We start from the raw sequence: 23,092 nt of genomic DNA on the forward strand, positions 1-23,092 counted from the left end.
GCGATGCATCGCTGGCAGGGTCGCGAACGGTTCGTCATCCTCGCCACCGGGTTCGGCGCCGGGGACGCGTTCCTCGATGCCTGGCAAGCCTGGCGCGACGACCGGCAGCGCTGCGAGCGTCTCGTCTACATCGCCATCGAGCCGGAACCGCCGACGGACGACGCACTCGGCGCCGCCCACGACGCCGCGTCGCCGCTTGTCGCGGCGCTGCGCGCTGCCTGGCCACCGCTGACGCCGAACCTGCATCGGCTGTCGTTCGATCACGGGGGGGTCGAGTTGCTGCTCGCCATCGGCGGGTTGCGCGCCTGGCTGCCCGAGGTGGTGGCCACCGTCGATGCGTTCGAGCTGGCCACGCTCCCGTCCGATTCCGATGCGCGCCTGGCCAAGGCGTTCGCCCGGCTCGCCGCACCGGACGCGATGCTGGTCGCGATCGGCCACCCGCCGGCGTGGGGCGCGGCGTTGTCCGCCGCGGGCTTCAGCGTCGACATCGAGCAGCACGCCGGACGCGGGGCGATCCGCGCGCGCTTCGCCCCGGCGTTCAGGCCGCGGCGCGCCCCCGCGCGCATGCCCGCGCAACGTGCCGACGGCGAGCGCCACGCCGTGATCGTCGGCGCCGGCCTGGCCGGTTGTGCGGCCGCCTGGGCCCTCGCCGCGCAGGGCTGGCGCAGCACGCTGCTCGACCGACACGTCGCGCCCGCCACCGAGGCCTCGGGCAACCCGGCCGGACTGTTTCACGGCATCGTCAATGCGCAGGACGGCCTGCACGCGCGCTTCAATCGCGCCGCCGCGCTGGCCGCGCGCGGCGCGGTGCAGGCGGCGGTCGACGCCGGCGTGCCCGGCAGCGCGCGCGGCCTGCTCCGCCTGGAAACCACCCTGACCGTCACGCAGATGCGCGCGGTGCTGCACCAACTCGACCTGCCACACGCCTATGTGGAGGCGCTGGCCGCGGACGAGGCCAGCGCCCGGGCCGGCCTCGCGCTCGATCATCCGGCGTGGTTCTATCCGGGCGGAGGCTGGGTCCAGCCCGCCGGGCTGGCGCGCCACTTCATTGCCCGCGCCGGCGACCGCACGGCGTGGCGCCCGCAGGCCGCGGTGCAGCGCATCGAGGGCATCGGTTCGGCCTGGCGCCTGATCGATGCGGGCGGCAACACGCTGGCCGAGGCGTCCACCGTGGTGCTCGCGAACGCCGCCGACGCGTTGCGCCTGATCGGCGCGGCCGACTGGCCGATCGACAGCGTGCGCGGCCAGATCAGCGTGGCCGATGCATCCCGCGTGGCGACGCCGCAGGTGCCGATCGCCGGCCGCGGCTACCTGCTGCCGGCGATCGGCGGCGAAGCGATGTTCGGCGCGACCGCACAACCCGGCGACACCGATCCGTCGGTGCGCGAGGCCGACCACGTCGCCAACCTCGCGCAACTCGCGCGCCTGACCGGCCGGCCGGTCGCGCTCACGCCGGCCGACCTGCGCGGTCGCACCGGGTGGCGCTGCAGCGCGCGGGACAGGCTGCCGCTGATCGGCGCCGTCCCCGAACTCGCGCCGCACGGCGCACGGCTCGAACAGCGGCGCCAGGTGCCGCGTCAACCCGGCCTGTTCCTGTTCGCCGCGCTCGGCTCGCGCGGCGTGACCTGGAGCGCGCTCGGCGCGCAGGTGCTGGCGTCGTGGGTCGCCGGTGCGCCGGCGCCGGTGGAAGCCAGCCTGCTCGATGCGCTCGACCCGGCCCGCTTCGTCAGCCGCCGGGCGCGGCGCAGGCCGAATCGCGCGCCATCCAGCCGCGAATGACGCCGTAGACGCGCGGGTGGTTCAACAGGGCCATGTGGCCGAGACCCGCGAGTTCGACGCGCTGCACGTCGCCGCCGAGTTCGTCGGCCGACGCACTGCCGGCACGCACCAGCCCATCGCCGAGCCAGCGGCCGACCAGCGTGCCGAGCCCGGTTTCGCCCGGGTCGCCGAGCGTGCCGAACACCAGCCGCAGCGCGAGTGCCGGCGCCGTCTGGCCTTTCAATCCCCGTCGCAGGTCCTTGATGCCGCGGCTGCGGGCATTCGCGACCCGCGCGAGCGGCCGGGTCACGTCGGACACGTCGAGCGCCGCCGCGGCGGCGTGGCCCAGACCGGCCAGCGGCGCGCCCTGGTGCGGTGAGCCGAGGCAGACGATCGTGCGGACGCGCGTCGCCCAGTCGAGCCCGCCGTCGGTCGCGAGCGCATGCGCGCGCCGCGCGACCAGGCCGCCCATGCTGTGGCCGACCAGCACCCACTCGCTCACCTGCGGCGCCGCGGCGGCCGCGCGCTGCATCAGCTCGGCCAGTTGTTGCGCGTTCTGATCGACCGCGAGGCCGGTGTTGTAGCGCAGCCAGAGTGCGCCGATGCCCAGTTCGCTCTCGAGGAGTTCGCCATAGGTGACGCCCTCACCGGGCCGGTGGCGCGCGGCCCACGGCGAATCGGCCCACGCGTCCTGGCGCAGGCGCCAGCTGTGCTCGTCGCAGGCCAGGCCGTGCAGGAAGATGCAGGCCCGTGCCGGCAAACCCGCAAACCGCTCCCGCGTCACCGGCCCGTCGCGCTCGCGCAGGCTCATCTGCACGGCCAGCGCGCTGCCGGCGGCTGCCAGCGTGTCGCCGACCGCGCCGTTGAGCGCGCTGCGAAAGAACTGTTCCTTGGGACCGGGTGTGCGCGCCGGATCGTCCACGCGCCGCTCGACGCCGCCCGCCAGCGCGAAGGCGGCGCTGCCGCCATGCCGCACCGCGGCGTAGACGCCCTGGGTGATCGCGTCGTGGACGCCCTGCACGATCCGGGTCGGCATCGACAGGCCAGGAACGCGCAGGAGACTGTCGAAGGTCTTGCCGGCGATCGCCTGGTGCATCTCCTGCACCCGCGACGCGGTCGCCTGGAAACCGGCGTTGAAGGTGGGCGCGTACGCGGCCACCGGCGATGCGGCAGGTGGCGCTGGCGCCGCGGCGTCCGCTGCGGGTCGGCGGCGCCGCGTCACGTCATGGGGCCGGCGCCTGCCCGTCGACAGGTTGCGCCTCGGCGCTGGTGTCTTCGTCCGCGGGCGCGTCGTCGCTGCCCGGTTCGCCCGCCTTGCGGCCGGCCTTCTCCTTCAGCTTCTCTTCCTTCTTCTTCTTCTTCGCCAGCTCGCGCTGGCGCTTCTCGAACGAATAATTTGGTTTGGCCATGGGCCGTCCTTTGTGTCAGTGCCGGGTCCGGCGCCCGCGCGGGTGCCGAGGCCCGAGGTTACGCGCTTTTCGGTCGCACTCGGCCGCCGGCGCGCACCCGCGGCTCAGAAAGTCAGCGTCCGCACGCCCTGTGCAGTGCCCAGCAGACACAGATCGGCCTTGTTGCGCGCGAAGATGCCGACGCTGACAACACCCGGCCACTGGTTGATCTCGCGCTCCATCGCTGCGGGGTCCGTGATCGCGAGGCCGCGCACGTCGATGATCTGGCCGCTGTTGTCGGTCACCACGCCGGCCCGCAGCGCCGGCTCGCCGCCGAGCGCGCGCACGCGGCGCGCAATCTGCGCCGCCGCCATCGGGATCACTTCGATCGGCAGCGGGAAGCGACCCAGCGTCGTCACCAGCTTGGATTCGTCGGCGATGCAGACGAACCGCACCGCGATGTCGGCCACGATCTTCTCGCGCGTCAGCGCGGCACCGCCGCCCTTGATCATGTGGCCGGCGTGGTCGATCTCGTCGGCGCCGTCGATGTAGACGGCGAGCGACTCGACCTGGTTGGCATCGAGCACCTCGATGCCGAGCGCCCGCATCCGCTCGGTGCTGGCATGCGAGCTCGACACCGCGGCCTTGATGGGCAGCGGCATCTTCGCGAGCGCGTCGATGAAGCAGTTCACCGTCGAGCCGGTGCCGACGCCGATGATGCTGCCGGGTTCCACGTAGGCCGTCGCGGCCTGGCCGACGAGGGCCTTGAGTTCGTCCTGGGTCATGGGCTGCGATTATCCGACCATCGCCTCGGGCCTCACCCAGAGGTCGAACTGCTCGGCCGTCACGAACCCCGAGGCCAGCGCCGCCTCCTTCAGGCTGAGGCCCTGCGCGTGCGCGGCCTTCGCGATCTTGGCGGCCTTGTCGTAGCCGATGTGCGGGTTCAGCGCCGTCACCAGCATCAGCGAGCGGCCGACCAGCTCGCCGATGCGGGCGCGGTCGGCCTTGATGCCGCGTGCGCAGTGCTCCTCGAAGCTGCGCACCCCGTCGGCCAGCAGGCGCATGCTCTGCAGCAGGTTGTGGATGATCAGCGGCTTGAACACGTTGAGCTCGAAGTTGCCCGACGCGCCGCCGATGTTCACCGCCACGTCGTTGCCCATCACCTGCGCGGCCAGCATCGTCAGCGCCTCGCACTGGGTCGGGTTGACCTTGCCCGGCATGATCGAGCTGCCGGGCTCGTTCTCGGGGATGGTGATCTCGCCGAGGCCCGAGCGCGGGCCGGACGCGAGCCAGCGCACGTCGTTGGCGATCTTGGTCAGCGACGCGGCCACGGTCTTCAGCGCGCCGTGCGCGAACACCATCGCATCGTGCGCGGCCAGCGCCTCGAACTTGTTCGGCGCCGATTCGAACGGATAGCCGGTCGTGCGCGCCAATTCCGCCGCGACGCGAACGCCGAATTCCGGATGGGCGTTCAGCCCGGTCCCGACTGCCGTGCCGCCGAGCGCCAGTTCGCGCAGGTGTGGGCGGGTCGTGCGCAGGTGCCGGATGCCATGGTCGATCTGAGCGACCCAGCCGGAGATCTCCTGCCCCAGTGTCAGCGGCGTCGCGTCCTGCAGGTGGGTGCGGCCGATCTTGACGACGTCGGCGAACGCGTGTGCCTTGGCGGCCAGCGTCGCGCGCAGCGTGTCGAGCGCGGGCAGCAGGCGGGACTCCAGCGCGGTCAGCGCCGCGACGCTCATCGCCGTCGGGAACACGTCGTTCGACGACTGGCCGCGGTTCACGTCGTCGTTCGGGTGCACCAGCCGCGCCTCGCCGACCGGACCGCCGAGCAGCTGCGAGGCGCGGTTCGCCAGCACCTCGTTCATGTTCATGTTGGTCTGGGTGCCCGAGCCGGTCTGCCAGACCGAGAGCGGGAACTGCGCGTCGTGCCGACCCGCGAGCACTTCGTCGGCGGCCGCGACGATCGCGTCCGCCTTCGCGGCATCGAGCACGCCGAGTTCGCGATTGACGAGCGCGGCACTGCGCTTGACGAGCGCGAGTGCGTGGATCAATTCGGGCGCCATGCGCTCGGACGAGATCGCGAAGTGATGCAGCGAGCGCTGCGTCTGTGCGCCCCACAGGGCGGTGTCGGCGACGGCGATCTCGCCGAAGGTGTCGCGCTCGAAGCGGTGCGGTTCCACGGGGTGGTACGGGCTCATAAAGGTTCCCTGAAAAGCGGGTAGGACGTGTCCGACGACACAGTATGACGCGACATCCACTGCGACAATCTGCAACCATGTCGCTGCTTCCCTATGCCCTCGCCCGCCCTTTTCTGTTCGGTCTCGACCCCGAACGCGCCCATGACCTGACGCTCGATTCGATCGCGCGGATGCAGAACACGCCGCTGCAATGCGTGTGGTCCCAAAACCGCGTCGACGACCCGGTGGTGCTGGCCGGTCTGAAGTTCCCGAACCGCATCGGTCTGGCCGCTGGCCTCGACAAGAACGGCCGCTGCATCGACGGCCTGGGTGCGATGGGCTTCGGCTTCATCGAGGTCGGCACCGTGACGCCCAAGGCCCAGCCCGGCAACCCGAAGCCGCGCATGTTCCGCCTGCCCGAGGCGAACGCGCTGATCAACCGGCTCGGCTTCAACAACGAGGGACTGGACGCCTTCATCGCCAACGTGAAGCGCGCGCACTTTCGCGCCAACGGCGGCATCCTGGGCCTGAACATCGGCAAGAACGCGGCCACGCCGATCGAGGACGCGGCGTCCGACTACCTGTTGTGCCTGGACGGCGTCTACCCGCACGCCGACTACGTGACGCTCAACATCTCGAGCCCGAACACCAAGAACCTGCGCGCGCTGCAAGGCGACGACGCGCTCGACGCGTTGCTCGGCGCCGTGCAGCGGCGCCGCGAGCAACTCGCGACGAAGCATGGCCGCCGCGTGCCGGTGTTCCTGAAGATCGCGCCCGACCTGGACGAGGCGCAAGTCGACGCGATCGCCGCGACCTTGAAGCGCCACGCGATCGACGGCGTGATCGCGACCAACACCACGATTGCGCGCGACGCCGTCAAGCACCTGGCGCATGGCGACGAGGCCGGAGGCCTGTCGGGCGCGCCGGTGCTGGCGGCGTCGAACCGCGTGATCGCCCAGCTGCGTGCCGCACTCGGCAGCGCCTATCCGATCATCGGCGTCGGCGGCGTGATGAGCGCCGCCGATGCGCGCGCCAAGGTCGCGGCCGGCGCCAACCTGGTCCAGCTCTACACCGGCTTCATCTACCAAGGCCCGGCGCTGGTCGCCGCCGCCGCACGCGCGTTGGCGCAGAAAGTCCCCGCATGACCCGCTGGCTCCCCCGCTGGATGCTCGTCGCCTCGATCCTGCTGCTCGGCGGCTGCACCGCACTGCCGCGCGTCGTGCCGGACATGGCGCGCGGCAGCGGCGAACCTCAGTTGCAGGGCGGGCGCGGCCCGCTGTCGGCTGCGCGCAGCAAGGAGATCCTCGATCGCCTGCGCGCCGATGGCAAGGAAACCGATGTCCTCGACCGGCACCTCGCGCTGGAAGCCGCGATCAGCGACAGCCCGCTGGTCGCCGGCAACCGCGTCTCGCTGCTGCTCGACGGGCCAGCCACCTACCAGGCGATGTTCGCGGCGATCGAGGGCGCGCGCGACCACATCAACATGGAGACCTACATCCTGGAGGCCGACGAGGTCGGCCAGCGCTTCGCCGCCGCACTGATCGCCAAGCAGCGCCAGGGCGTCACGGTCAACCTGATCCGCGACAGCGTCGGCACGCTGAGCACCCCGAAGGAGTTCTTCACGGCGCTGACGGACGCCGGCATCAACGTGGTCGAGTTCAACCCGGTCAACCCGCTGACCGCCAAGGCGGGCTGGGAGGTGAATCAGCGCGACCACCGCAAGCTGCTCGTCGTCGACGGCCAGACCGCGTTCCTGGGCGGCATCAACATCAGCAGCGTCTATTCGGGCGGCTCGTTCAGCCAGGGCTCGAAGAACGACCGCCCCGGCAACAAGCAGCCCTGGCGCGACACCGACCTGCAGATCGACGGCCCGGTCGTCGCCGAGCTGCAGAAGCTGTTCATCGCGACCTGGGAGAAACAGAAGGGCAAGCCGCTGGCACCGCGCAACTACTTCCCGAAGCTCACGCGCCAGGGAAACGAGGTGGTGCACGCGCTCGGCGGCTCGCCGGACGAACCCTACAGCGTGATCTACGCGACGCTGATCTCGGCGATCGATTCGGCCGAGACCGAGATCCTGCTGACCAACGCGTACTTCGTGCCGGACCCGCAGCTGATCGCCTCGCTCAAGGGCGCGGTGGCGCGCGGCGTCGACGTGAAGATCGTGCTGCCCGGTGCGACCGACTCCGCGCTGGTGTTCCACGCCGGCCGCTCCTACTACGACGAGCTGCTGGCCGGCGGCATCAAGATCTACGAGCGCCAGAACGCGCTGCTGCATGCGAAGACGGCGCTGATCGACGGCGTCTGGTCGACGGTCGGCTCGACCAACCTGGACTGGCGCAGCTTCCTGCACAACCAGGAGGTCAACGCGGTCGTGCTCGGCAAGGAGTTCGGCCAGCGCATGCGCGCGGCGTTCGACGACGACCTGGCCCAGTCGAAGCAGGTCACGCTCGAGCAGTGGCAACGGCGTTCGCCGCTCGAGCGCGCCAAGGAGACGTTCGGGAGGATCTGGCAGTACTGGCTCTGACGAGACACCAAGGAGACAACGCGATGAACACCTCATGGAAGCACGCCGCCGGGCTGGCCCTCGCCCTCGCGCTGGCGCTGATCGCACCGGTCCACGCCCAGGACGCGGCGGGCCTGAAGGCGCGGCACGACAGCCTGAAGGAGAAGCTCGCGAACAACCCGTTCCAGCGGCCGCTGGTGCTGGAATCGGCCCAGTCGTCGGGCGACCTGAAGGGCGACGTCTACGCGGTGGTCGATCAGCCGTTCACGCTCGTCGGCCCCGCGCTGCAAGGCATGGACCATTGGTGCGATCTGCTGATCCTGCACCTCAACGTCAAGGGCTGCACCTTCACCGGCAAGCCGCCGGCCGAGGTGCTGAGCCTGGTCGTCGGTCGCAAGTTCGACCAGCCGCTCGACGACGGCTACAAGGTCGCCTTCAACTACACGATGCCGGCCGCGAGCGCGGACTACCTGCGGGTCCAGATGAGCGCCGACGACGGGCCGATGGGCACGAAGAACTACCGGCTCGCGCTGGAGGCGATCCCGCTCGACGACAAGCGCAGCTTCGTCCACATGTCGTACGCCTACGGCTACGGCACCGCGGCGCGGCTGGCGATGCAGGCCTACCTGGCCACGGCCGGGCGCGACAAGGTCGGCTTCAGCGTCACCGGCAAGGGCGAGGACGGCAAGCCGACCTACATCGACGGCGTGCGCGGCGTGGTCGAGCGAAACACGATGCGCTACTACCTCGCGATCGAGGCCTACCTCGGGTCGATGGCCAGCCCGGCCGGTGACCGCCAGGAAAAGCGCCTGCGCGACTGGTTCGACGCGACCGAACGCCACGCGCGGCAACTCCACGAGGTGGAACGCGACGAGTACCTGAAGATGAAGCGCAACGAGGTGCAGCGACAGCGGGCTGCGACGCCGCGCTGAATCAGAAGCTGTCGAGCGCCGGCAGGTCCGGGTCGACGCGCAGGCAGGCCGACAGGTAGATCGCCAGACCGAGGTCGCCGGTCCATAACGACGGCACGCGGCAGCCGTACTGCGCGGCGAGCGCGTCGGACTGCCCGATCGCGTGCATCGCGAAGGCGCGCGCACGATCCAGCCAGACGCTCTCGCCCGTCATCGCGTGCAGCTTCAGGAACGCATAGCCGTTGCCGTCGGTGCCGTGGCACAGGCCCGGTCGCTTGACCAGCGGCCCCGCCTGCCAGACCAGCTCGCCGGCCTCGACCAGCATCGCGCGCAGCGGCGCCGACTGCGTCCCGGCCAGGCGGCAGATGATGCCCGGGCCGCCGTGGCAGTCCTGCACCATCGGGCGCGGCGGGTAGCCGAAGAACGCGCGGTCGAACATCGGCTCCCAGTGCACGAGGCCCGGCTCGCGCACGGCCGCCACGTCGAGCGTGTCGGCGGCCCGCGCCTCGAACGCCGCCACGACCGATGGATCGAGCCAGCGCGCGCCACGGATCACCGGAAACAGGTTGCCCGCGAAACCGTGGCCGGCACCGAGGTAGTGACTGGTCTTGCCGTAGAGCTGCTGGATCCAGATCCAGACTTCGCGATCGGGGTGCGCGCTGTGGCGTACCGGACTCATCTGCGACCACAGGATGTCGATGCCGCGGCGGAACAGCGCGTGCCAACGCGCCTCGCCGGTCGCCTCGAGGATGTGCAGCGCCGCGACCAGCGTGCCGGGCGAGCCCCACAACGCTTCGAGCGCCTTGTTCTCGAGGTTGCTCTCGACCAGCGCAAACAGCTCATCCGCGACCGCGGGCGGGCGGTCCTGCGACCACTGCAGCAGCAGCACCGCCGAGTGGCCGAGGAAATACGACGGCCATTCGGACTCGTTGGCAGCAATCCAGCGCCGGCTGTGCTCGTGCAGACCCGTGACGATCGGCGCGAGGTCGAGCTCGACCCGCGCGACGCCGTGATCGCGCAGGCGCTGCAGCGCCCAGACCACGCCCGCTGCGCCGTTGTAGAGCATCGGCTGCGGCACCGCCGCGTCGCCCTCTTCGCGCTCGCGCGGATGCGAGGGCCAGAGCGTGGCCGGATCGAAGCGCTCGCAGATGTCGTCGGCGATCGCCTGGAGCGCCGCGCGCACCGGCGCCTCCTGCCACGGCGTCGCCGTCAGGGCCTCGTGGCGTGCCGGGTCGTGCAGCATCGCGGTGGCCGACGTCGGCGGTCAGAGCACCGGTACGCCCGTCTTCGATTGCAGCTCTTCGCGGGTCACGCCGTCGGCCAGTTCGACCAGCTTGAGCCCGGCGGGCGTGACGTCGAGCACCGCCAGGTCGGTGATGATGCGATTCACCACGCCCACGCCGGTCAGCGGCAGCGTGCACTCGGGCAGGATCTTCAGGTCGATCGTGCCGTCCTTCTTCTTCGCGACGTGCTCCATCAGCACCAGCACGCGCGCGACGCCGGCGACCAGGTCCATCGCGCCGCCCATGCCCTTGACCATCTTGCCCGGGATCATCCAGTTGGCCAGATCACCCTTGGCGCTGACCTGCATCGCGCCGAGGATCGACAGGTTGATCTTGCCGCCCCGGATCATCGCGAAGCTGTCGTGCGAGCCGAAGATCGACGAGCCCGGCAGCGTGGTGACCGTCTGCTTGCCGGCGTTGATGAGGTCGGCGTCGACCTGGTCCTCGGTCGGGAACGGGCCGATGCCGAGCATGCCGTTCTCGCTCTGCAGCCAGACCTCGATATCGGGCGAGACGAAGTTCGCGACCAGCGTCGGCAGGCCGATGCCCAGGTTCACGTAGAAGCCGTCTTGAAGCTCTTTGGCGGCGCGAGCAGCCATTTGGTCGTGTGTCCAGGCCATGTTCAGGCTCCCGCTTTCTCGGTGATGGTGCGCTTCTCGATGCGCTTCTCGGGGTTCGCGTTCAGCACGATGCGGTGAACGTAGATGCCGGGGAGGTGCACGGCATCGGGATCGAACGACCCCGTCTCGACGATCTCCTCGACCTCGACAATCGTGGTCTTGCCGGCCATCGCGCAGGCCGGGTTGAAGTTGCGCGCGGTGCGGCGGAAGATCAGGTTGCCGCTCTTGTCGGCCTTCCACGCCTTGACCAGCGCGACCTCGGGCACCAGCGCCCGCTCCATCACGTAGACGTGGCCATCGAACTCGCGCGTCTCCTTGCCTTCGGCCACCAGCGTGCCCACGCCGGTCTTCGTGAAGAACGCCGGGATGCCGGCGCCGCCGGCGCGCAGCTTCTCGGCCAGCGTGCCCTGCGGCGTGAACTCGAGCTCGAGTTCGCCGGCCAGGTACTGGCGCTCGAACTCCTTGTTCTCGCCGACGTAGCTCGAGATCATCCGCTTGATCTGGCGCGTCTCGAGCAGCAGCCCGAGGCCGAAGCCGTCGACGCCGGCATTGTTCGAGATCACGGTCAGGCCCTTGACGCCCGAGTCGCGCAGCGCCTCGATCAGCGCCTCGGGAATGCCGCACAGGCCGAAGCCGCCGACGGCCATCAGCTGGCCGTCCTTCACGACACCCTGGAGCGCGGCGGCGGCGCTGGGGAAGATCTTGTTCATTCGGATGCCTCCTGGAGAAACGCGTGCGAGATGCAGCGCGGGAGCGTACTACGTATGGCATTACGTAGTCGTTACGTAGAATCGCCTAAGCATACTTCCGCAGCCTGCCATGACCGACACGACCCCCGCGCCCGCATTCGACACCGCTTTCCTCGACGACGCGTTGGCGAACGTGTTCGCCGACTGGGTCAAGCTGCTCGAGCTGCGGGTGATCGCCGCGAGCCCGGGTGAAGTCGTGCTCGGCCTGCCGGTCACGCCGCGCCACGTGCACGCCGGCGGCGTGATGTGCGGCCAGACGCTGATGGCAGCCGCCGACACCGCGATGGTGCTGGCGGTGGTGACCCGACTCGGCGCGTTCCGCCCGATGACGACGGTGCAGCTTCAGACCACGTTCCTGCGCCCGGTCCCCGGCAACGCCGGCGAGGTGCGTGTGACGGCGACCGTGCTGCGCCTGGGCAAGACGATGGCCTTCGGCGACATCCGCATCACGACCGGCGACAACGTCCTCGCCGCCCACGCGACCACGAGCTACGCCCTGCTCTGACCGTGACGGCACTCGACTACCGCACCGCCTTCGACCTGGCGCCGATCGGCCTGGTGCTGTCGCGCAACCGCCTGATGGTCGACTGCAACCGCGAGCTGCTGGACATGTTCGGCACCACCCGCGAGGCGCTCGTCGGCCAGAGCTTCGAGCTGCTGTACCCCTCGCAGGCCGAGTTCGAGAACACCGGCGCGCGCATCGTCGCCAGCCTGAACGCCCGCGGCGGCTATGCCGACGAGCGCGTGATGAAGCGCCTGGGCGGCGCGCAGCGCGATGCCCTGTTCTGGTGTCACGTCTCGGGCCGCGCGCTCGACCCGGCCCAACCGCACGCGGCCGGCATCTGGTCGTTCGAGGACTTGTCGGCCAAGCGCCGCGTCGGCGTCGAGCTGACGCCGCGCGAGCGCGAGATCGCCGCGCTGCTGATCGACGGGTTGACCAGCAAGCAGATCGGCAAGCGGCTCGGCATCAGCCCACGCACCGTCGACGTCTACCGCGCGCGGCTGATGAAAAAGCACCTGGCGAGCACCACGCCGGAACTGGTGCACAAACTGCTGCGGGCCTGAACGGGCCGATCAGGCGATCAGCGCGCGCACCGCTTCCGGCAGCGGCACCGACTTCTCCGCCGCGTAGTTGACCCACACCGTCTTCGCGCCGCCGGAGGCGCAGATCACACCGGGCGCGTCGGTGCGCTCCAGCGTCAGGTAGGTGTCAAAGCTGGTTCGTCCGGGGTTCGCCACGTAGTGCTTCGCGAGCAGGTCACCGGGGTACTTGAGCTGGCGGATGAAGTTGCAGAAGGCGTTGACGATGACCGGGCCGTTGCCCTGCGCGTCGGTCGCGCCGCCGACCTTGAACAGCCACTCCAGCCGCACCGACTCCATGTAGCGGAAGTAGATCGTGTTGTTGATGTGGCCCATCGCGTCCATGTCGCCCCAGCGCATCGGGATGATCATCTCGTGGGTCAGCTTCTTCTCGTCGGGCAGGTCGAATCGCATCGGTCTCGGTTCCTTCAGGTGCGGGTCACGCCGAGTTCGGCATAGAGCCGATCGACGAGCCCGCGCAGTTCCGTCAGTTCGGCCTGCATCGCACCCTGCTGCGCCTTCAGCGCCACCAGTTCGCTGGCGGCGACGAAATCGGCCGAATCGGTGGCGACCGGCATCAACGAGGTGTCGACCGCACCGCTCAGCAGATGCGCCCAGCGCGGCTCGCGCGCGCCCGGGGCGCGCGGCAGCTTGACGACCAGCGCGCCGCCCTTCTCGTCCGCCCGCGCGGCGAGCTCGTCGAGAAAACCCTCGACCGACGACAGGTCGGCAAACTTGTGCAACCGCTCGGAGGCCGTGCGCAGCTCCGACACCGTCTGCGGCCCGCGCAGCACCAGCGTGGCCAGCAGCGCGATCGATTGCGACGGCAGCGCGAGCGCCCGCCCCGCGTTGTGCTCGTAGCGCGTCACGCGCGAGCCGCTGGCCTCGAACACGAGGTTCAACGCCTTCAACGCCAGCACCGCGTCCTGCACTTCGGCTTCGAGCGCATTCAGCACCGGCTCGCGGGCGGTCTTCTGGTTGCAGCCCAGCGTCAGCGAGTTGAGCGACAGCGGGTAGCTGTCGGGCACCGTGTGGGCCTTCTCGATCAGCACGCCCAGCACGCGTGCTTCCAGCAGCGACAGGGGCCGGAGCTGCATGCCTAGACGCCGAAACCGTCGTCGGCCTGGATCACGGCGCCGTTGACGAAGTGGCTCTCGTTCGCGACCAGCATCATCAGCACCGCGTCCAGATCGGACGGCTGGCCGACGCGCTTGCGCGGCAGCATCTCGATCAGCTTGCGTCCCTGCTCGGTGCTCCACTGGTGGTGGTTGATCTCGGTGTCGATGTAGCCGGGGCAGATCGCGTTGACGTTGATGCCGTAGCGGCCCCATTCCAGCGCCATCGCGCGCGTCATGTGCACGACCGCCGCCTTGCTCATCGCGTACACGCCGATCCGGCTCAGCGGCTTGATGCCGGCCATCGACGCGATGTTGACGATGCGCCCGCCGGTGAAGGTGCCGGGTGCCGCGCCCTTGGAGCGCGCGATCATCCGCTTGCCGACCTCCTGCGCGACGAAGAACGCGCCGCGGGTGTTGGTGTTGAAGACGTAGTCGTAGTCGTCCTCGGTGACCTCGGTCAGCAGCTGGGTCGTGCCGACACCGGAGTTGTTGACCAGGATGTCGATCGTGCCCATCTCGGTCTCGGCATGCGCGACCGCCGACTTGATGCTGTCGCGGTCGGTCACGTCGAGCGTGACGACGTGCGCATCGCCGCCGTCGCCTTCGATCTCGGCGCGCAGCGTCTTCAGGCGCTCGATGCGGCGCCCGGCGAGCACCACGCCGGCGCCGGCCTTCGCGAGCGTCTTGGCGAACTGCTCGCCCAGGCCGCTGGACGCGCCTGTCACCAGCGCGACCCGGCCCGACAGATCGATGTTGTAGCTCATGTGCTCGTCTCTCCCACGGATGCGTGAATGCGCAGGCACGATAGCACGCAGCCGGTGTTGGGGAGCCTCCTCCAACCCGCGCGGCAAGGGGCTGTTCGAGGCGCCTGCGCGCCTAGAATCCACCGCCAATGACAACCCGAAGGAAGCCGCATGACGCCCGCTGAAATCCTTGCCGCACACGGCCCGCGCGAAGCGATGGAATACGACGTGGTCGTTGTCGGCGGCGGCCCCGGCGGCCTGGCGACCGCCATCCGGCTGAAGCAGCTCGCCGCCGAGCAGGGCAAGGAGATCTCGGTCGTCGTGCTCGAGAAGGGCTCCGAGCCCGGCGCCCACATCCTGAGCGGCGCCGTGATGGACCCGAAGGCCCTGACCGAGCTGCTGCCCAACTGGAAGGAACTCGGCGCGCCGCTGAACCAGCCCGTCACCGCCGACCAGGTGCTGTTCCTGAGCGAGACCGGCGCGTTCGACACGCCGAGCTTCCTGATCCCCGACTGCTTCCACAACGAAGGCAACTACGTCATCAGCCTGGGCAACGTGGTGCGCTGGCTCGCGCAGCAGGCCGAGGGGCTGGGCGTCGAGATCTTCCCGGGCTTCGCCGCCACCGAGGTGCTCTACAACGAGGCGGGCGCTGTCAAGGGCATCGCCACCGGCAACATGGGCGTCGACAAGAATGGCGAGCTGACCGGCGAGTTTCAGCTCGGCATGGAGCTGCATGCCAAGTACACCGTGTTCGCCGAGGGCGCGCGCGGCCAGCTCGGCCGCCAGCTGATCGCCAACTTCAAGCTCGATGCCGGCAAGGACCCGCAGTCCTACGCGATCGGCGTCAAGGAGCTGTGGGAGATCGACCCGGCCAAGCACCAGCCCGGCCTGGTGGTGCACACCGCCGGCTGGCCGATGGACCCGATGACCTACGGCGGCGGCTTCCTGTACCACCTCGAGGGCAACCTGGTCACGCTCGGCCTGGTCGTCGGCCTGGACTACCAGAACCCCTGGCTGAGCCCGTTCGAGGAGATGCAGCGCTGGAAGACGCACCCGCGCATCAAGACCTTCCTCGAAGGCGGCAAGCGCATCGGCTACGGCGCGCGCGCGATCACCGCCGGCGGGCTGCTGAGCCTGCCCAAGCTGGTGTTCCCGGGCGGCGCGCTGATCGGCTGCGAGGCCGGCACGCTGAACGCCGCGCGCATCAAGGGCAGCCACGCCGCGATCAAGACCGGCATGCTGGCAGCCGACGCCGCGTTCGCCGCGGTCACCGCGGGCCGCCAGCACGACGAGCTGAGCGCCTACCCGCAGTCGTTCGAAACCAGCTGGCTGAAGGCCGAGCTCGACCAGTCGCGCAACTTCAAACAGTGGTTCAAGAAGGGCGTGTACGTCGGCTCGTTCATGACCGGCATCGAGCAATGGCTGCTGCCGATGATGGGCGTGAAGTCGCCGCCGTGGACGATCCACCGCACCGAGGCCGACCACACCCGCCTGAAGCCGGCCGCCGACTGCCCGCAGATCACCTACCCCAAGCCGGACGGCAAGCTCACGTTCGACCGCCTGTCGAGCGTGTTCATCAGCAACACCAACCACAACGAGCACCAGCCGGCGCACCTGACGCTGAAGGACGCGAGCATCCCGGTCACCGTGAACCTCGCGAAGTACGCCGGCCCCGAGAGCCGCTACTGCCCGGCCGGCGTCTACGAGTTCGTCAAGAACGCCGACAACACGGACCGCCTGCAGATCAACGCGCAGAACTGCGTGCACTGCAAGACCTGCGACATCAAGGACCCGACGCAAAACATCGTCTGGGTCGCGCCCGAAGGCGGCGGCGGGCCGAACTATGCCGGCATGTAGGCCGCGCCCATGAACGACGCGGCACGCGGCTTCCGCGAGGCGTTCACGCTCCGGGGCGGCAGCGGGGCGGTGGTACGCGCGATCCGCCCGGACGACCGCGACCGACTGCAGGCGGCGTTCCACGCACTCGAACCCGAGTCGGTCTACCTGCGTTACTTCTCGTTCAAGCACGAGTTGAGCGAGGCCGACCTGGACCGCCTGTGCGACCCCGACTTCCACGAGCGGGTGGTGCTGGTCGTGACGCTGCCGACGGAGGCCGGCGAGATCATCGTCGGCAGCGGCGGCTACGTGACCTTGCCGGCGGCGACCGGTGCCCGCGCCGCGGAAGTGGCGTTCGCGGTCGAGGAGGACGTGCAGGGCCAGGGCATCAGCGGCAAATTGCTGGACGTGCTCACCGCGCTGGCGCGTGACGACGGCATCGAGCGCTTCGACGCCGAAGTGCTGGCCCGCAATCTGCCGATGCTGCGGGTCTTCGCCCGCAGCGGCCTGCCGATGACCGTGTCGCCCGAGGAGGACGGCGTGGTGCACGTGCAGCTGGCGCTGGCACCGATCGCACCGTCAGCACCGTAACGTTTGATTGCACAGCCGCCCTTCGTCGCCGGCATGGCGCGCCGATAGAGCCGGCAGGCCCGTGGGGCGTCCTGGAGACAGATGATGATTCCGATTCGAGCGGCCGTGCGCGTTGTCACGCGGGCGGGTGCGCTGCTGGGTGTGCTGCTTGCCTCCGCCCTGCCCGCCTGGTCGCAATCGGCCCCCGAGCCGAACGAGATCGTGCTCGGCATCAGCGAGGGCACGTCCGGCGGCACCGACCACGCGCGCGTGATCGCCAAGTACGGCGATCTGGCGCAGGCGATCGGCGTGGCGGCGAAGCAGCAGGTGCGCGTCGTCTTCATCCGCGAGTTCGCCCAGCTCGAGGAAGGCATGCGCAGCGGCCGGCTGAACTACGTGATGGCGCGGCCGAGCGACTTCCCGGCGCGCGGCATCCAGGACTACGGCTACCGCTATGTCGCCACCGCCAAGCCCGACGGCCAGTGCATGCTGTTCACCCGCAAGGGGTCGCCGATCAAGTCGCTCGACCAGGCCAAGGGCCAGCGCTGGGTGCTGCCGGAGCAGGTCTCCTACATGGCGCGTTTCTGCACCGCCGAGCTGCGTGATCGCGGCATCACGGTCACGAGCGAGAAGGTGCAGTTCGTCCGCGAGCAGGCCGCGGTGAAGTTCTTCCTGGACAACGGCTTCGGCGATGTCGGCGCGGTGGCCTCGTACTCGGGCGCCCGCAAGGAGTTCGAGAAGGACGGCGCGACGTTGATCCACAAGAGCATCGCGCAGCCCTATTTCCCGCTGATCGCCAACGCCAAGGTCACGCCGGCGCAGGTCGCCGCGATCCAGAAGGCGCTCGGGCAGCTGAAGGACACCGAGGCCGGCCAGGCGACGCTGCAGCGCATCGGCATCAAGGAGTTCGACACCGGCACCGAGCCGCAGCTGCGCGCGCTGCTGGGCTGGCTGGCGAAGAAGTAGCCGGCGGCGCGCGCTCAGCGCCAGTCGGGCGCGCGCTTGTCGATAAAGGCTTGCACGCCTTCGAGCGCGCTGGCGTCCATCATGTTGCAGGCCATGGTCTGCGCGGCGTCTTCGTAGGCCGCCTCGATGCCGGTCTCGAGCTGGCGGTAGAACAGCTGCTTGCCCATCGCGATCGCAACCCGCGGCTTGGCGACGATGCTGGCGACCAGCGACTCGATCTCGGCATCCAGCCGGTCCGGCGCCGCGACGCGGTTCACCAGGCCCTTGTCGAGCGCCTGCGCGGCGCTGATGAACTCGCCGGTGACCAGCATCTCGAACGCGGCCTTGCGCGCCAGGTTGCGCGACAGCGCGACGCTCGGCGTCGAGCAGAACAGCCCGACGTTGATGCCGCTGACGGCGAATCGCGCGTCGCTCGCCGCCACCGCCAGGTCGCACATCGAGACCAGCTGGCAGCCGGCCGCCGTTGCGAGGCCCTGCACCCGCGCGATCACCGGCACCGGCAGCTTCTGCACGCTCAGCATCATCGCGCCGCACTGGGCGAACAGGCGCTGGTAGTAGTCCAGCGACGGCGCGGCGCGCATCTCCTTCAGGTCGTGGCCCGCGCAAAAGGCCTTGCCCGAGGCGGCGAGCACGACAACGCGCGCGCTGGCGTCCTCGGCGACGCCGTCAAGTTCCTGCTGCAACGCCGTCAGCAGTGCCTCGGACAGCGCGTTGAAGGCCTGCGGCCGGTTCAGCGTCAGCGTGACGACGCCGCGCGCGTCGCGCGTGCGCAGCACCAGCGGATCGGTGGGAGTCATGACGTGCCTTTCGTGCGTTCGCGCAGCGCGAACTTCTGGATCTTGCCGGTGGAGGTCTTCGGAATTTCCTCGAAGCGCACCTCGCGCGGCAGCTTGTAGCCGGCCAGCAGGCCCTTGCAATGGGCGATCAGGTCGCCGGCCGTCACGGCAGGCGCATCGGGCCGCAGCTCGACGAACGCGACCGGCGTCTCGCCCCACTTGTCGTCGGCCTTCGCGACCACGGCACAGGCGAGCACCGCTGGGTGCCGATAGAGCGCGTCCTCGACCTCGAGCGACGAGATGTTCTCGCCGCCGGAGATGATGATGTCCTTGCTGCGGTCCTTGATCTTGACGTAGCGGTCCGGCTCCATCACCGCCAGGTCGCCGGTGTGGAACCAGCCGCCCTCGAACGCCTTCTGCGTCGCCACCGGGTTCTTCAGGTAGCCCTTCATCACGATGTTGCCGCGGAACATGATCTCGCCCATCGTGGTCGCGTCGGACGGCGTCTCGACCAGGGTCTCGGCGTCCATCACCGTCATGCCCTCCTGCAGGCCGTAACGCACGCCTTGCCGACCGTTCAGGCGGGCCTGCTCCGACAGGCTTTCGCCGCCCCAGCCCGCGCGCTTGACGGCCACCGAGGCCGGCCCGTAGACCTCGGTCAGCCCGTAGGTGTGGGTGATGTCGATGCCGAGCTTGGCCATGCCCTCGATCATCGCGGCGGACGGCGATGCACCGGCCACCATGCCGCGCACCTTCTGGCCGATGCCGGCGCGCAGTTCGGCCGGCGCCGAGATCAACAGGTTGTGCACGATCGGCGCGGCGCAGTAGTGGTCGACGCCGTGGTCGCGCATCGCCGCGAGGATGTTCGCCGCGTCGACCTTGCGCAGGCACACGTGTGTGCCGCCGAGCAGCGCGATCGTCCACGGGAAGCACCAGCCGTTGCAATGGAACATCGGCAGCGTCCACAGATACGTCGGGAAGTGCGGCATCGTCCAGGTCGCGGCATTGCAGACCGAATTCAGGTACGCGCCGCGGTGGTGGGTGACGACACCCTTCGGATCGCCGGTCGTGCCCGAGGTGTACGAGACCGCGATCGCGTCCCATTCGTCGCGCGGGCCGTCGAGGCGTTCCAGCGGCGGATGCGCGTCGAGCAGCGCTTCGTAGTCGTGCGCACCGAGGCGCTCGCCGGCGCCGGCGAACTCGCTGTCGCTCACGTCGATCACGATCGGCGAGCGGCCGTGCTCTTCCCGCAGCACGTGCAGCGCGGCGCCGATCAGCGGGGCGAACTCGCGATCGGTGATGAGCACCTTGGCTTCGCAGTGGTTCATCTGCCACGCGAGCAGGCGTGCATCGAGCCGCGTGTTCAGCGTGTTGAGCACGGCGTTGAGAGCCGGCACCGCGTAGTGCACCTCCACCATCTCGGGGGTGTTCGGCAACATGACGCTGACCGTGTCGAGCCGACCGACGCCCAGGGCGCGCAGCGCGGCCGCGAGGCGCGCCGAGCGGTCGCGCAACTCGCGCCAGTTGTATCGCCGAGCGCCGTGGATCACCGCCGGCAGGTCGCCGAAGACCTCGGCACTGCGCTCGACGAAGCTGATCGGCGACAGCGCGACGAAGTTCGCGGCGTTCTTGGGCAGGCCCAGCTCGTACATGTGTTCGCTCATCGTTCGTCTCCGCTGGCCGCCAGGGCCTGATCAATGTCCCACAGGATGTCGTCGATGTGTTCGATCCCGACCGACATCCGCACCATGTCCGGCAGCACGCCCGCGGCGAGTTGCTGCGCATCGTCGAGCTGGCGATGCGTGGTCGAGGCCGGGTGGATGATCAGCGTGCGGGTGTCGCCGATGTTCGCCAGGTGGCTCATGAACTGCGCCGCCTCGATGAACTTCACGCCGGCGGGCAAGCCCCCCTTGACGCCGAAAGCCAGCAGCCCCGACGCGCCCGGCGCGCCGTCGACCATCCGCATCTGCTTCGTGACCAGCGCATGCTGCGGGTGGTCGGCCAGACCCGGATAGTTGACCCAGCTGACGCGCGGATGCGCGCGCAGGAAGTCGGCGACGCGACGCGCGTTCGCGCAGTGCCGCTCCATCCGCACGTGCAGCGTCTCGACGCCTTGCAGGATCTGCCACGCGCTCATCGGCGACAGCGCGGCGCCATACACCCGCAGCGTCTCCATGCGCGCGCGCATCGTGAAGCCGAAGTCGCCAAAGGTCTCGTAGAACTTGACGCCGTGGTAGCCGGGCGACGGCTCGGTCATGCCCGGAAACTTGCCGTTGTCCCATGGGAATTTGCCACTCTCGACGATCACGCCCCCCAGCGTCGTGCCGTGGCCGGCCAGGTACTTGGTGGCGGAGTGCACGACGATGTCGGCGCCGAAGCGGATCGGGTTGCACAGGAATGGCGACGGCACCGTGTTGTCGACGATCAGCGGCACGCCGTGCGCGTGCGCGACCTCGGCGACCGCGGCGATGTCGAGCACCGTCAGGCTCGGGTTGCCCAGGCTCTCGGCAAACACGGCCCGGGTGTTGGGCCGCATCGCGGCGGCGAACGCATCGACCGAGCCGACATCGACGAAGGTGGTGTCGATCCCGAGCTTGCGCAGGTTCACCGCCAGCATGCTGACCGAGCCGCCGTACAGCGCGCCGGCCGCGACGACGTGGTCGCCCTGCTGCAGCAGCGTCATCAGCGCCATCGCTTCAGACGCCATGCCGCTGGCCGACGCCAGCGCCGCGCGGCCGCCTTCGAGCGCCGCGACCCGCTCCTCGAGCGCTGCGACCGTCGGGTTCGACAGCCGCGAGTAGACGTTGCCGAAGGTCTGCAGGTTGAACAGGCTGGCCGCGTGGTCGGCGCTGTCGAACACGAAGCTGGTGGTCTGGTAGATCGGCAACGCGCGCGCGCCGGTGGCGGCGTCCGGGATCTGCCCGGCGTGGATCGCGAGCGTCTCGGGCTGGAAGGAGTGATCGGCCATCCGCCCAATCTACCAGCAGCGGCTTGGTCTCAACTGACGGCGCAGCGGGCGGCGGCGAGGAACGCGGGGTCGGGGTCATGCTTCGCGTGCTCCATGCAGGCGTGCACGAGCTTGATCACGTGGTCGTCGTCGGAGTCGATCGCCGCGGCGTTCACCTCCGCCCATCCCCACGCGCCAGCGGCGTCGGCGCCGCGGCGTTGCACCTGTGCCGCCATCAGCGCGGCCGCCACCGCTGGCCAGAGCGCCGGCCCGGCCGGCGCCGCGAATGCGCTCAGCACGCGCAGCGCGCGCGCCGCGGTGACGATGTGCAGCACGGTGAAGTTGCGCGACTGCGCGTAGAGCCGGGCGGCATGGCGCGCGAGCGTGCCGACCGCGTCGGCGGGCGGAACGAGTCGCGCAGCATCGGCGCGGAAGGTGGGTGTCGCGCTCGCCTTCGCGATGCGCCCCGAGATCAGCGGCGCGTTGATCGCGGCGGCCACGTCGGCGTCGACGAACCGGTCGAACCAGGCGTCGAAGTCGAGCGGCGGCTGCGTCGGCGGTGCGGCCTCGACCGCCTGCCAGCGCGCCGCCCAATAGGCCAGCGCGGTGGCCAGTTCCCCGCCGTGCCCGGCCTCGACCGCGTGGGCGGCGCGGATCGGTCCGTGGAAAGCCGCCGCGGCGATGCCGGTCCACAGCGGCGGCAGCGCTTCCGCCAGGACCGCGGCGGCGCCCTGCTCCGCCAGCGCCGCGGCGAAATGCGCGCGCAGCACGCCGAAGGCTTCCCAGTCCCCGCGCGACGCAGTCCAGTCGGCCAGGCGCCGCGCCGTGGGCACGGGGTCGCGCCGCGCGCCGAGGCGTGCGACATAGCGCTCGAAGAACGACGCGAGGCGTGCGTCGGTGGCGCCGAGCCGCTGCAGCGCATGCAGGGCCATCGGCAGGTGGCTCGTCAGCCCGTCCCCGTATTCGGCGGGCAGATCGGCGGCACGGTCGAGCAGCGTGTGGAGTGCGTTCATGAAGAGTTCCGGATCAACACGATGCGGATCCTAAAATCTCATCCGCACGTGAAGTCAAGAGGGGCTCATCCAGGGTCTGCGCCGCGACGGCAACCACAGGCATTACGCGCGCAGCACGCTGCGCCGGTCGCTCGCGGACCGGGCCCAAGCTGGTTGATGGGCGACTCCCCGCCCGGGCCAGCCGTCAAACCGGCCGCTTTGCGGAGATGACGCGGGTGTTGACGCCGGCCCAGTGGAGCCCGCCGAACAGGCGCGCGTGCTCGATCTTGACGCAGCGGTCCATCACGGTGTCCAGGCCCGCGGCGCGGGCGAGTTCGGCGGCCTCGCGGTTGACGACGCCGATCTGCTGCCACAGGCAGCGTGCGCCGATCGCGACGGCCTGCTGGGCGATCGGCAGCACGTCCTCGGTGCGGCGGAACACGTCGACCATGTCGACGCGCTCGCCGATCGCGTCGAGGCTGGAGTAGCAGCGCACGCCGAGCACCTCGGTATAGCGCGGATTGACCGGGATGATCCGGTACCCGTGCTGCTGCATGTACTTGGCCGCGAAGTAGCTGGGACGATGCCATTCGGCGGACAGCCCGACGACGGCGATCGTGCGGCACTCCCGCAGGATGCGGCGCAAGGTGGAGATGTCGTCGGACATGCGCGGTT

The 23,092-nt window shown here is 69.9% G+C and carries 24 protein-coding genes; 9 read left to right on the forward strand and 15 right to left on the reverse strand.

Annotated elements, in window-relative coordinates; all coding sequences use genetic code 11:
- The first annotated feature begins 3 nt into the window (after window positions 1–3).
- Window positions 4–1,779, forward strand: a complete 1,776-nt coding sequence (mnmC, locus tag ACWH49_RS23145) for an FAD-dependent 5-carboxymethylaminomethyl-2-thiouridine(34) oxidoreductase MnmC (protein ID WP_448173585.1) — start codon at window positions 4–6, stop codon at window positions 1,777–1,779.
- Here the strand turns inward: mnmC and ACWH49_RS23150 are convergent.
- The 4 genes from ACWH49_RS23150 to fumC all read right to left on the reverse strand — a co-directional run bounded on the left by ACWH49_RS23150 (window position 1,727) and on the right by fumC (window position 5,344).
- A complete protein-coding gene (locus ACWH49_RS23150; protein ID WP_448173586.1) occupies window positions 1,727–2,917 on the reverse strand; it encodes an esterase/lipase family protein in 1,191 nt (396 codons plus the stop codon). The two genes, mnmC and ACWH49_RS23150, sit on opposite strands and share 53 nt — an antisense overlap.
- A gap of 64 nt (window positions 2,918–2,981) precedes the next feature.
- Window positions 2,982–3,167 (reverse strand): hypothetical protein, encoded by a 186-nt coding sequence (locus ACWH49_RS23155; protein WP_056469654.1) that lies wholly within the window; start codon window positions 3,165–3,167, stop codon window positions 2,982–2,984.
- A gap of 104 nt (window positions 3,168–3,271) precedes the next feature.
- Window positions 3,272–3,931 carry a ribose-5-phosphate isomerase RpiA gene (gene rpiA / locus ACWH49_RS23160; RefSeq protein ID WP_448173587.1) on the reverse strand — a complete coding sequence of 220 codons (660 nt, stop codon included), beginning with the start codon at window positions 3,929–3,931 and terminating at the stop codon, window positions 3,272–3,274.
- Between the two features lie 9 nt (window positions 3,932–3,940).
- Window positions 3,941–5,344 carry a class II fumarate hydratase gene (gene fumC / locus ACWH49_RS23165; protein WP_448173588.1) on the reverse strand — a complete coding sequence of 468 codons (1,404 nt, stop codon included), beginning with the start codon at window positions 5,342–5,344 and terminating at the stop codon, window positions 3,941–3,943.
- Between the two features lie 77 nt (window positions 5,345–5,421).
- On the opposite strand from fumC, the gene ACWH49_RS23170 reads away from it, so the two are divergent.
- From ACWH49_RS23170 to ACWH49_RS23180, 3 genes are read left to right on the forward strand one after another with little or no spacing between them, the layout of a single operon-like run.
- Window positions 5,422–6,468 (forward strand): quinone-dependent dihydroorotate dehydrogenase, encoded by a 1,047-nt coding sequence (locus ACWH49_RS23170; protein ID WP_448173589.1) that lies wholly within the window; start codon window positions 5,422–5,424, stop codon window positions 6,466–6,468.
- Window positions 6,465–7,847, forward strand: a complete 1,383-nt coding sequence (gene cls / locus ACWH49_RS23175) for a cardiolipin synthase (protein WP_448173590.1) — start codon at window positions 6,465–6,467, stop codon at window positions 7,845–7,847. The genes ACWH49_RS23170 and cls overlap by 4 nt, the downstream gene beginning before the upstream one ends.
- 23 nt (window positions 7,848–7,870) lie before the next feature.
- The gene (locus ACWH49_RS23180) at window positions 7,871–8,758 is read left to right on the forward strand and encodes a hypothetical protein (RefSeq protein WP_448173591.1); all 888 of its coding nucleotides are present in this window, start codon (window positions 7,871–7,873) and stop codon (window positions 8,756–8,758) included.
- Window position 8,759: 1 nt separating this feature from the next.
- On the opposite strand, the gene ACWH49_RS23185 is transcribed toward ACWH49_RS23180, so the two are convergent.
- The 3 genes from ACWH49_RS23185 to ACWH49_RS23195 are packed head-to-tail and all read right to left on the reverse strand — an operon-like array spanning window position 8,760 to window position 11,350.
- A complete protein-coding gene (locus tag ACWH49_RS23185; RefSeq protein ID WP_448173592.1) occupies window positions 8,760–9,980 on the reverse strand; it encodes a lanthionine synthetase C family protein in 1,221 nt (406 codons plus the stop codon).
- A 21-nt stretch (window positions 9,981–10,001) separates the two neighbouring features.
- The gene (locus tag ACWH49_RS23190; RefSeq protein ID WP_448173593.1) at window positions 10,002–10,640 is read right to left on the reverse strand and encodes a 3-oxoacid CoA-transferase subunit B; all 639 of its coding nucleotides are present in this window, start codon (window positions 10,638–10,640) and stop codon (window positions 10,002–10,004) included.
- Window positions 10,641–10,642: 2 nt separating this feature from the next.
- Complete coding sequence (locus ACWH49_RS23195; protein ID WP_056469683.1) at window positions 10,643–11,350, reverse strand: CoA transferase subunit A; 708 nt, start codon at window positions 11,348–11,350, stop codon at window positions 10,643–10,645.
- A 109-nt stretch (window positions 11,351–11,459) separates the two neighbouring features.
- On the opposite strand from ACWH49_RS23195, the gene ACWH49_RS23200 reads away from it, so the two are divergent.
- Both ACWH49_RS23200 and ACWH49_RS23205 read left to right on the forward strand, forming a co-directional pair.
- The gene (locus ACWH49_RS23200; RefSeq protein WP_448173594.1) at window positions 11,460–11,894 is read left to right on the forward strand and encodes a PaaI family thioesterase; all 435 of its coding nucleotides are present in this window, start codon (window positions 11,460–11,462) and stop codon (window positions 11,892–11,894) included.
- 2 nt (window positions 11,895–11,896) lie between these two features.
- Window positions 11,897–12,454, forward strand: a complete 558-nt coding sequence (locus ACWH49_RS23205; RefSeq protein ID WP_448173595.1) for a LuxR C-terminal-related transcriptional regulator — start codon at window positions 11,897–11,899, stop codon at window positions 12,452–12,454.
- A 9-nt stretch (window positions 12,455–12,463) separates the two neighbouring features.
- Here the strand turns inward: ACWH49_RS23205 and ACWH49_RS23210 are convergent, their stop codons facing one another.
- The 3 genes from ACWH49_RS23210 to ACWH49_RS23220 are packed head-to-tail and all read right to left on the reverse strand — an operon-like array spanning window position 12,464 to window position 14,351.
- Window positions 12,464–12,883, reverse strand: coding sequence for an acyl-CoA thioesterase (locus ACWH49_RS23210; RefSeq protein WP_448173596.1), 420 nt, complete (start codon window positions 12,881–12,883; stop codon window positions 12,464–12,466).
- A 14-nt stretch (window positions 12,884–12,897) separates the two neighbouring features.
- A complete protein-coding gene (locus ACWH49_RS23215; RefSeq protein WP_448173597.1) occupies window positions 12,898–13,566 on the reverse strand; it encodes a YceH family protein in 669 nt (222 codons plus the stop codon).
- 2 nt (window positions 13,567–13,568) lie between these two features.
- On the reverse strand, window positions 13,569–14,351 hold the full coding sequence (locus ACWH49_RS23220; protein ID WP_056469706.1) for an SDR family oxidoreductase: 783 nt from the start codon (window positions 14,349–14,351) through the stop codon (window positions 13,569–13,571).
- Between the two features lie 150 nt (window positions 14,352–14,501).
- Here ACWH49_RS23220 and ACWH49_RS23225 point away from each other — a divergent pair, with 150 nt between their 5' ends.
- The 3 genes from ACWH49_RS23225 to ACWH49_RS23235 all read left to right on the forward strand — a co-directional run bounded on the left by ACWH49_RS23225 (window position 14,502) and on the right by ACWH49_RS23235 (window position 17,702).
- On the forward strand, window positions 14,502–16,187 hold the full coding sequence (locus ACWH49_RS23225; protein ID WP_448173598.1) for an electron transfer flavoprotein-ubiquinone oxidoreductase: 1,686 nt from the start codon (window positions 14,502–14,504) through the stop codon (window positions 16,185–16,187).
- 9 nt (window positions 16,188–16,196) lie between these two features.
- Window positions 16,197–16,757, forward strand: a complete 561-nt coding sequence (locus ACWH49_RS23230) for a GNAT family N-acetyltransferase (RefSeq protein ID WP_448173599.1) — start codon at window positions 16,197–16,199, stop codon at window positions 16,755–16,757.
- An 84-nt stretch (window positions 16,758–16,841) separates the two neighbouring features.
- Entirely contained in the window at window positions 16,842–17,702 is an 861-nt protein-coding gene (locus ACWH49_RS23235; protein ID WP_448173600.1) for a phosphate/phosphite/phosphonate ABC transporter substrate-binding protein, read from the forward strand.
- A 14-nt stretch (window positions 17,703–17,716) separates the two neighbouring features.
- Here ACWH49_RS23235 and ACWH49_RS23240 read toward each other — a convergent pair whose 3' ends face one another.
- The 5 genes from ACWH49_RS23240 to ACWH49_RS23260 form a co-directional block, all read right to left on the reverse strand.
- Complete coding sequence (locus ACWH49_RS23240; protein WP_448173601.1) at window positions 17,717–18,499, reverse strand: enoyl-CoA hydratase; 783 nt, start codon at window positions 18,497–18,499, stop codon at window positions 17,717–17,719.
- On the reverse strand, window positions 18,496–20,142 hold the full coding sequence (locus ACWH49_RS23245) for an acyl-CoA synthetase (protein ID WP_448173602.1): 1,647 nt from the start codon (window positions 20,140–20,142) through the stop codon (window positions 18,496–18,498). Before ACWH49_RS23245 ends, ACWH49_RS23240 begins: the two co-directional genes overlap by 4 nt.
- Window positions 20,139–21,446: an O-acetylhomoserine aminocarboxypropyltransferase/cysteine synthase family protein gene (locus ACWH49_RS23250; RefSeq protein ID WP_448173603.1), complete on the reverse strand. Its 1,308-nt coding sequence runs from the start codon at window positions 21,444–21,446 to the stop codon at window positions 20,139–20,141. The genes ACWH49_RS23245 and ACWH49_RS23250 overlap by 4 nt, the downstream gene beginning before the upstream one ends.
- Before the next feature lie 29 nt (window positions 21,447–21,475).
- The gene (locus tag ACWH49_RS23255) at window positions 21,476–22,438 is read right to left on the reverse strand and encodes a questin oxidase family protein (RefSeq protein ID WP_448173604.1); all 963 of its coding nucleotides are present in this window, start codon (window positions 22,436–22,438) and stop codon (window positions 21,476–21,478) included.
- Between the two features lie 184 nt (window positions 22,439–22,622).
- Window positions 22,623–23,084, reverse strand: coding sequence for a CoA-binding protein (locus tag ACWH49_RS23260; RefSeq protein ID WP_448173605.1), 462 nt, complete (start codon window positions 23,082–23,084; stop codon window positions 22,623–22,625).
- Window positions 23,085–23,092 lie beyond the last annotated feature (8 nt).

Source organism: Rhizobacter fulvus, assembly GCF_964020785.1.

Excerpts from the sequence above, each read along its gene's own strand:
- mnmC (WP_448173585.1), top strand. The coding sequence starts at position 4 with ATGCATCGCTGGCAGGGTCGCGAACGGTTCGTCATCCTCGCCACCGGG.
- ACWH49_RS23155 (WP_056469654.1), bottom strand. The coding sequence starts at position 3,167 with ATGGCCAAACCAAATTATTCGTTCGAGAAGCGCCAGCGCGAGCTGGCG.
- rpiA (WP_448173587.1), bottom strand. The coding sequence starts at position 3,931 with ATGACCCAGGACGAACTCAAGGCCCTCGTCGGCCAGGCCGCGACGGCC.
- fumC (WP_448173588.1), bottom strand. The coding sequence starts at position 5,344 with ATGAGCCCGTACCACCCCGTGGAACCGCACCGCTTCGAGCGCGACACC.
- ACWH49_RS23170 (WP_448173589.1), top strand. The coding sequence starts at position 5,422 with ATGTCGCTGCTTCCCTATGCCCTCGCCCGCCCTTTTCTGTTCGGTCTC.
- cls (WP_448173590.1), top strand. The coding sequence starts at position 6,465 with ATGACCCGCTGGCTCCCCCGCTGGATGCTCGTCGCCTCGATCCTGCTG.
- ACWH49_RS23180 (WP_448173591.1), top strand. The coding sequence starts at position 7,871 with ATGAACACCTCATGGAAGCACGCCGCCGGGCTGGCCCTCGCCCTCGCG.
- ACWH49_RS23185 (WP_448173592.1), bottom strand. The coding sequence starts at position 9,980 with ATGCTGCACGACCCGGCACGCCACGAGGCCCTGACGGCGACGCCGTGG.
- ACWH49_RS23190 (WP_448173593.1), bottom strand. The coding sequence starts at position 10,640 with ATGGCCTGGACACACGACCAAATGGCTGCTCGCGCCGCCAAAGAGCTT.
- ACWH49_RS23195 (WP_056469683.1), bottom strand. The coding sequence starts at position 11,350 with ATGAACAAGATCTTCCCCAGCGCCGCCGCCGCGCTCCAGGGTGTCGTG.
- ACWH49_RS23200 (WP_448173594.1), top strand. The coding sequence starts at position 11,460 with ATGACCGACACGACCCCCGCGCCCGCATTCGACACCGCTTTCCTCGAC.
- ACWH49_RS23210 (WP_448173596.1), bottom strand. The coding sequence starts at position 12,883 with ATGCGATTCGACCTGCCCGACGAGAAGAAGCTGACCCACGAGATGATC.
- ACWH49_RS23215 (WP_448173597.1), bottom strand. The coding sequence starts at position 13,566 with ATGCAGCTCCGGCCCCTGTCGCTGCTGGAAGCACGCGTGCTGGGCGTG.
- ACWH49_RS23220 (WP_056469706.1), bottom strand. The coding sequence starts at position 14,351 with ATGAGCTACAACATCGATCTGTCGGGCCGGGTCGCGCTGGTGACAGGC.
- ACWH49_RS23225 (WP_448173598.1), top strand. The coding sequence starts at position 14,502 with ATGACGCCCGCTGAAATCCTTGCCGCACACGGCCCGCGCGAAGCGATG.
- ACWH49_RS23230 (WP_448173599.1), top strand. The coding sequence starts at position 16,197 with ATGAACGACGCGGCACGCGGCTTCCGCGAGGCGTTCACGCTCCGGGGC.
- ACWH49_RS23235 (WP_448173600.1), top strand. The coding sequence starts at position 16,842 with ATGATTCCGATTCGAGCGGCCGTGCGCGTTGTCACGCGGGCGGGTGCG.
- ACWH49_RS23240 (WP_448173601.1), bottom strand. The coding sequence starts at position 18,499 with ATGACTCCCACCGATCCGCTGGTGCTGCGCACGCGCGACGCGCGCGGC.
- ACWH49_RS23245 (WP_448173602.1), bottom strand. The coding sequence starts at position 20,142 with ATGAGCGAACACATGTACGAGCTGGGCCTGCCCAAGAACGCCGCGAAC.
- ACWH49_RS23250 (WP_448173603.1), bottom strand. The coding sequence starts at position 21,446 with ATGGCCGATCACTCCTTCCAGCCCGAGACGCTCGCGATCCACGCCGGG.
- ACWH49_RS23255 (WP_448173604.1), bottom strand. The coding sequence starts at position 22,438 with ATGAACGCACTCCACACGCTGCTCGACCGTGCCGCCGATCTGCCCGCC.
- ACWH49_RS23260 (WP_448173605.1), bottom strand. The coding sequence starts at position 23,084 with ATGTCCGACGACATCTCCACCTTGCGCCGCATCCTGCGGGAGTGCCGC.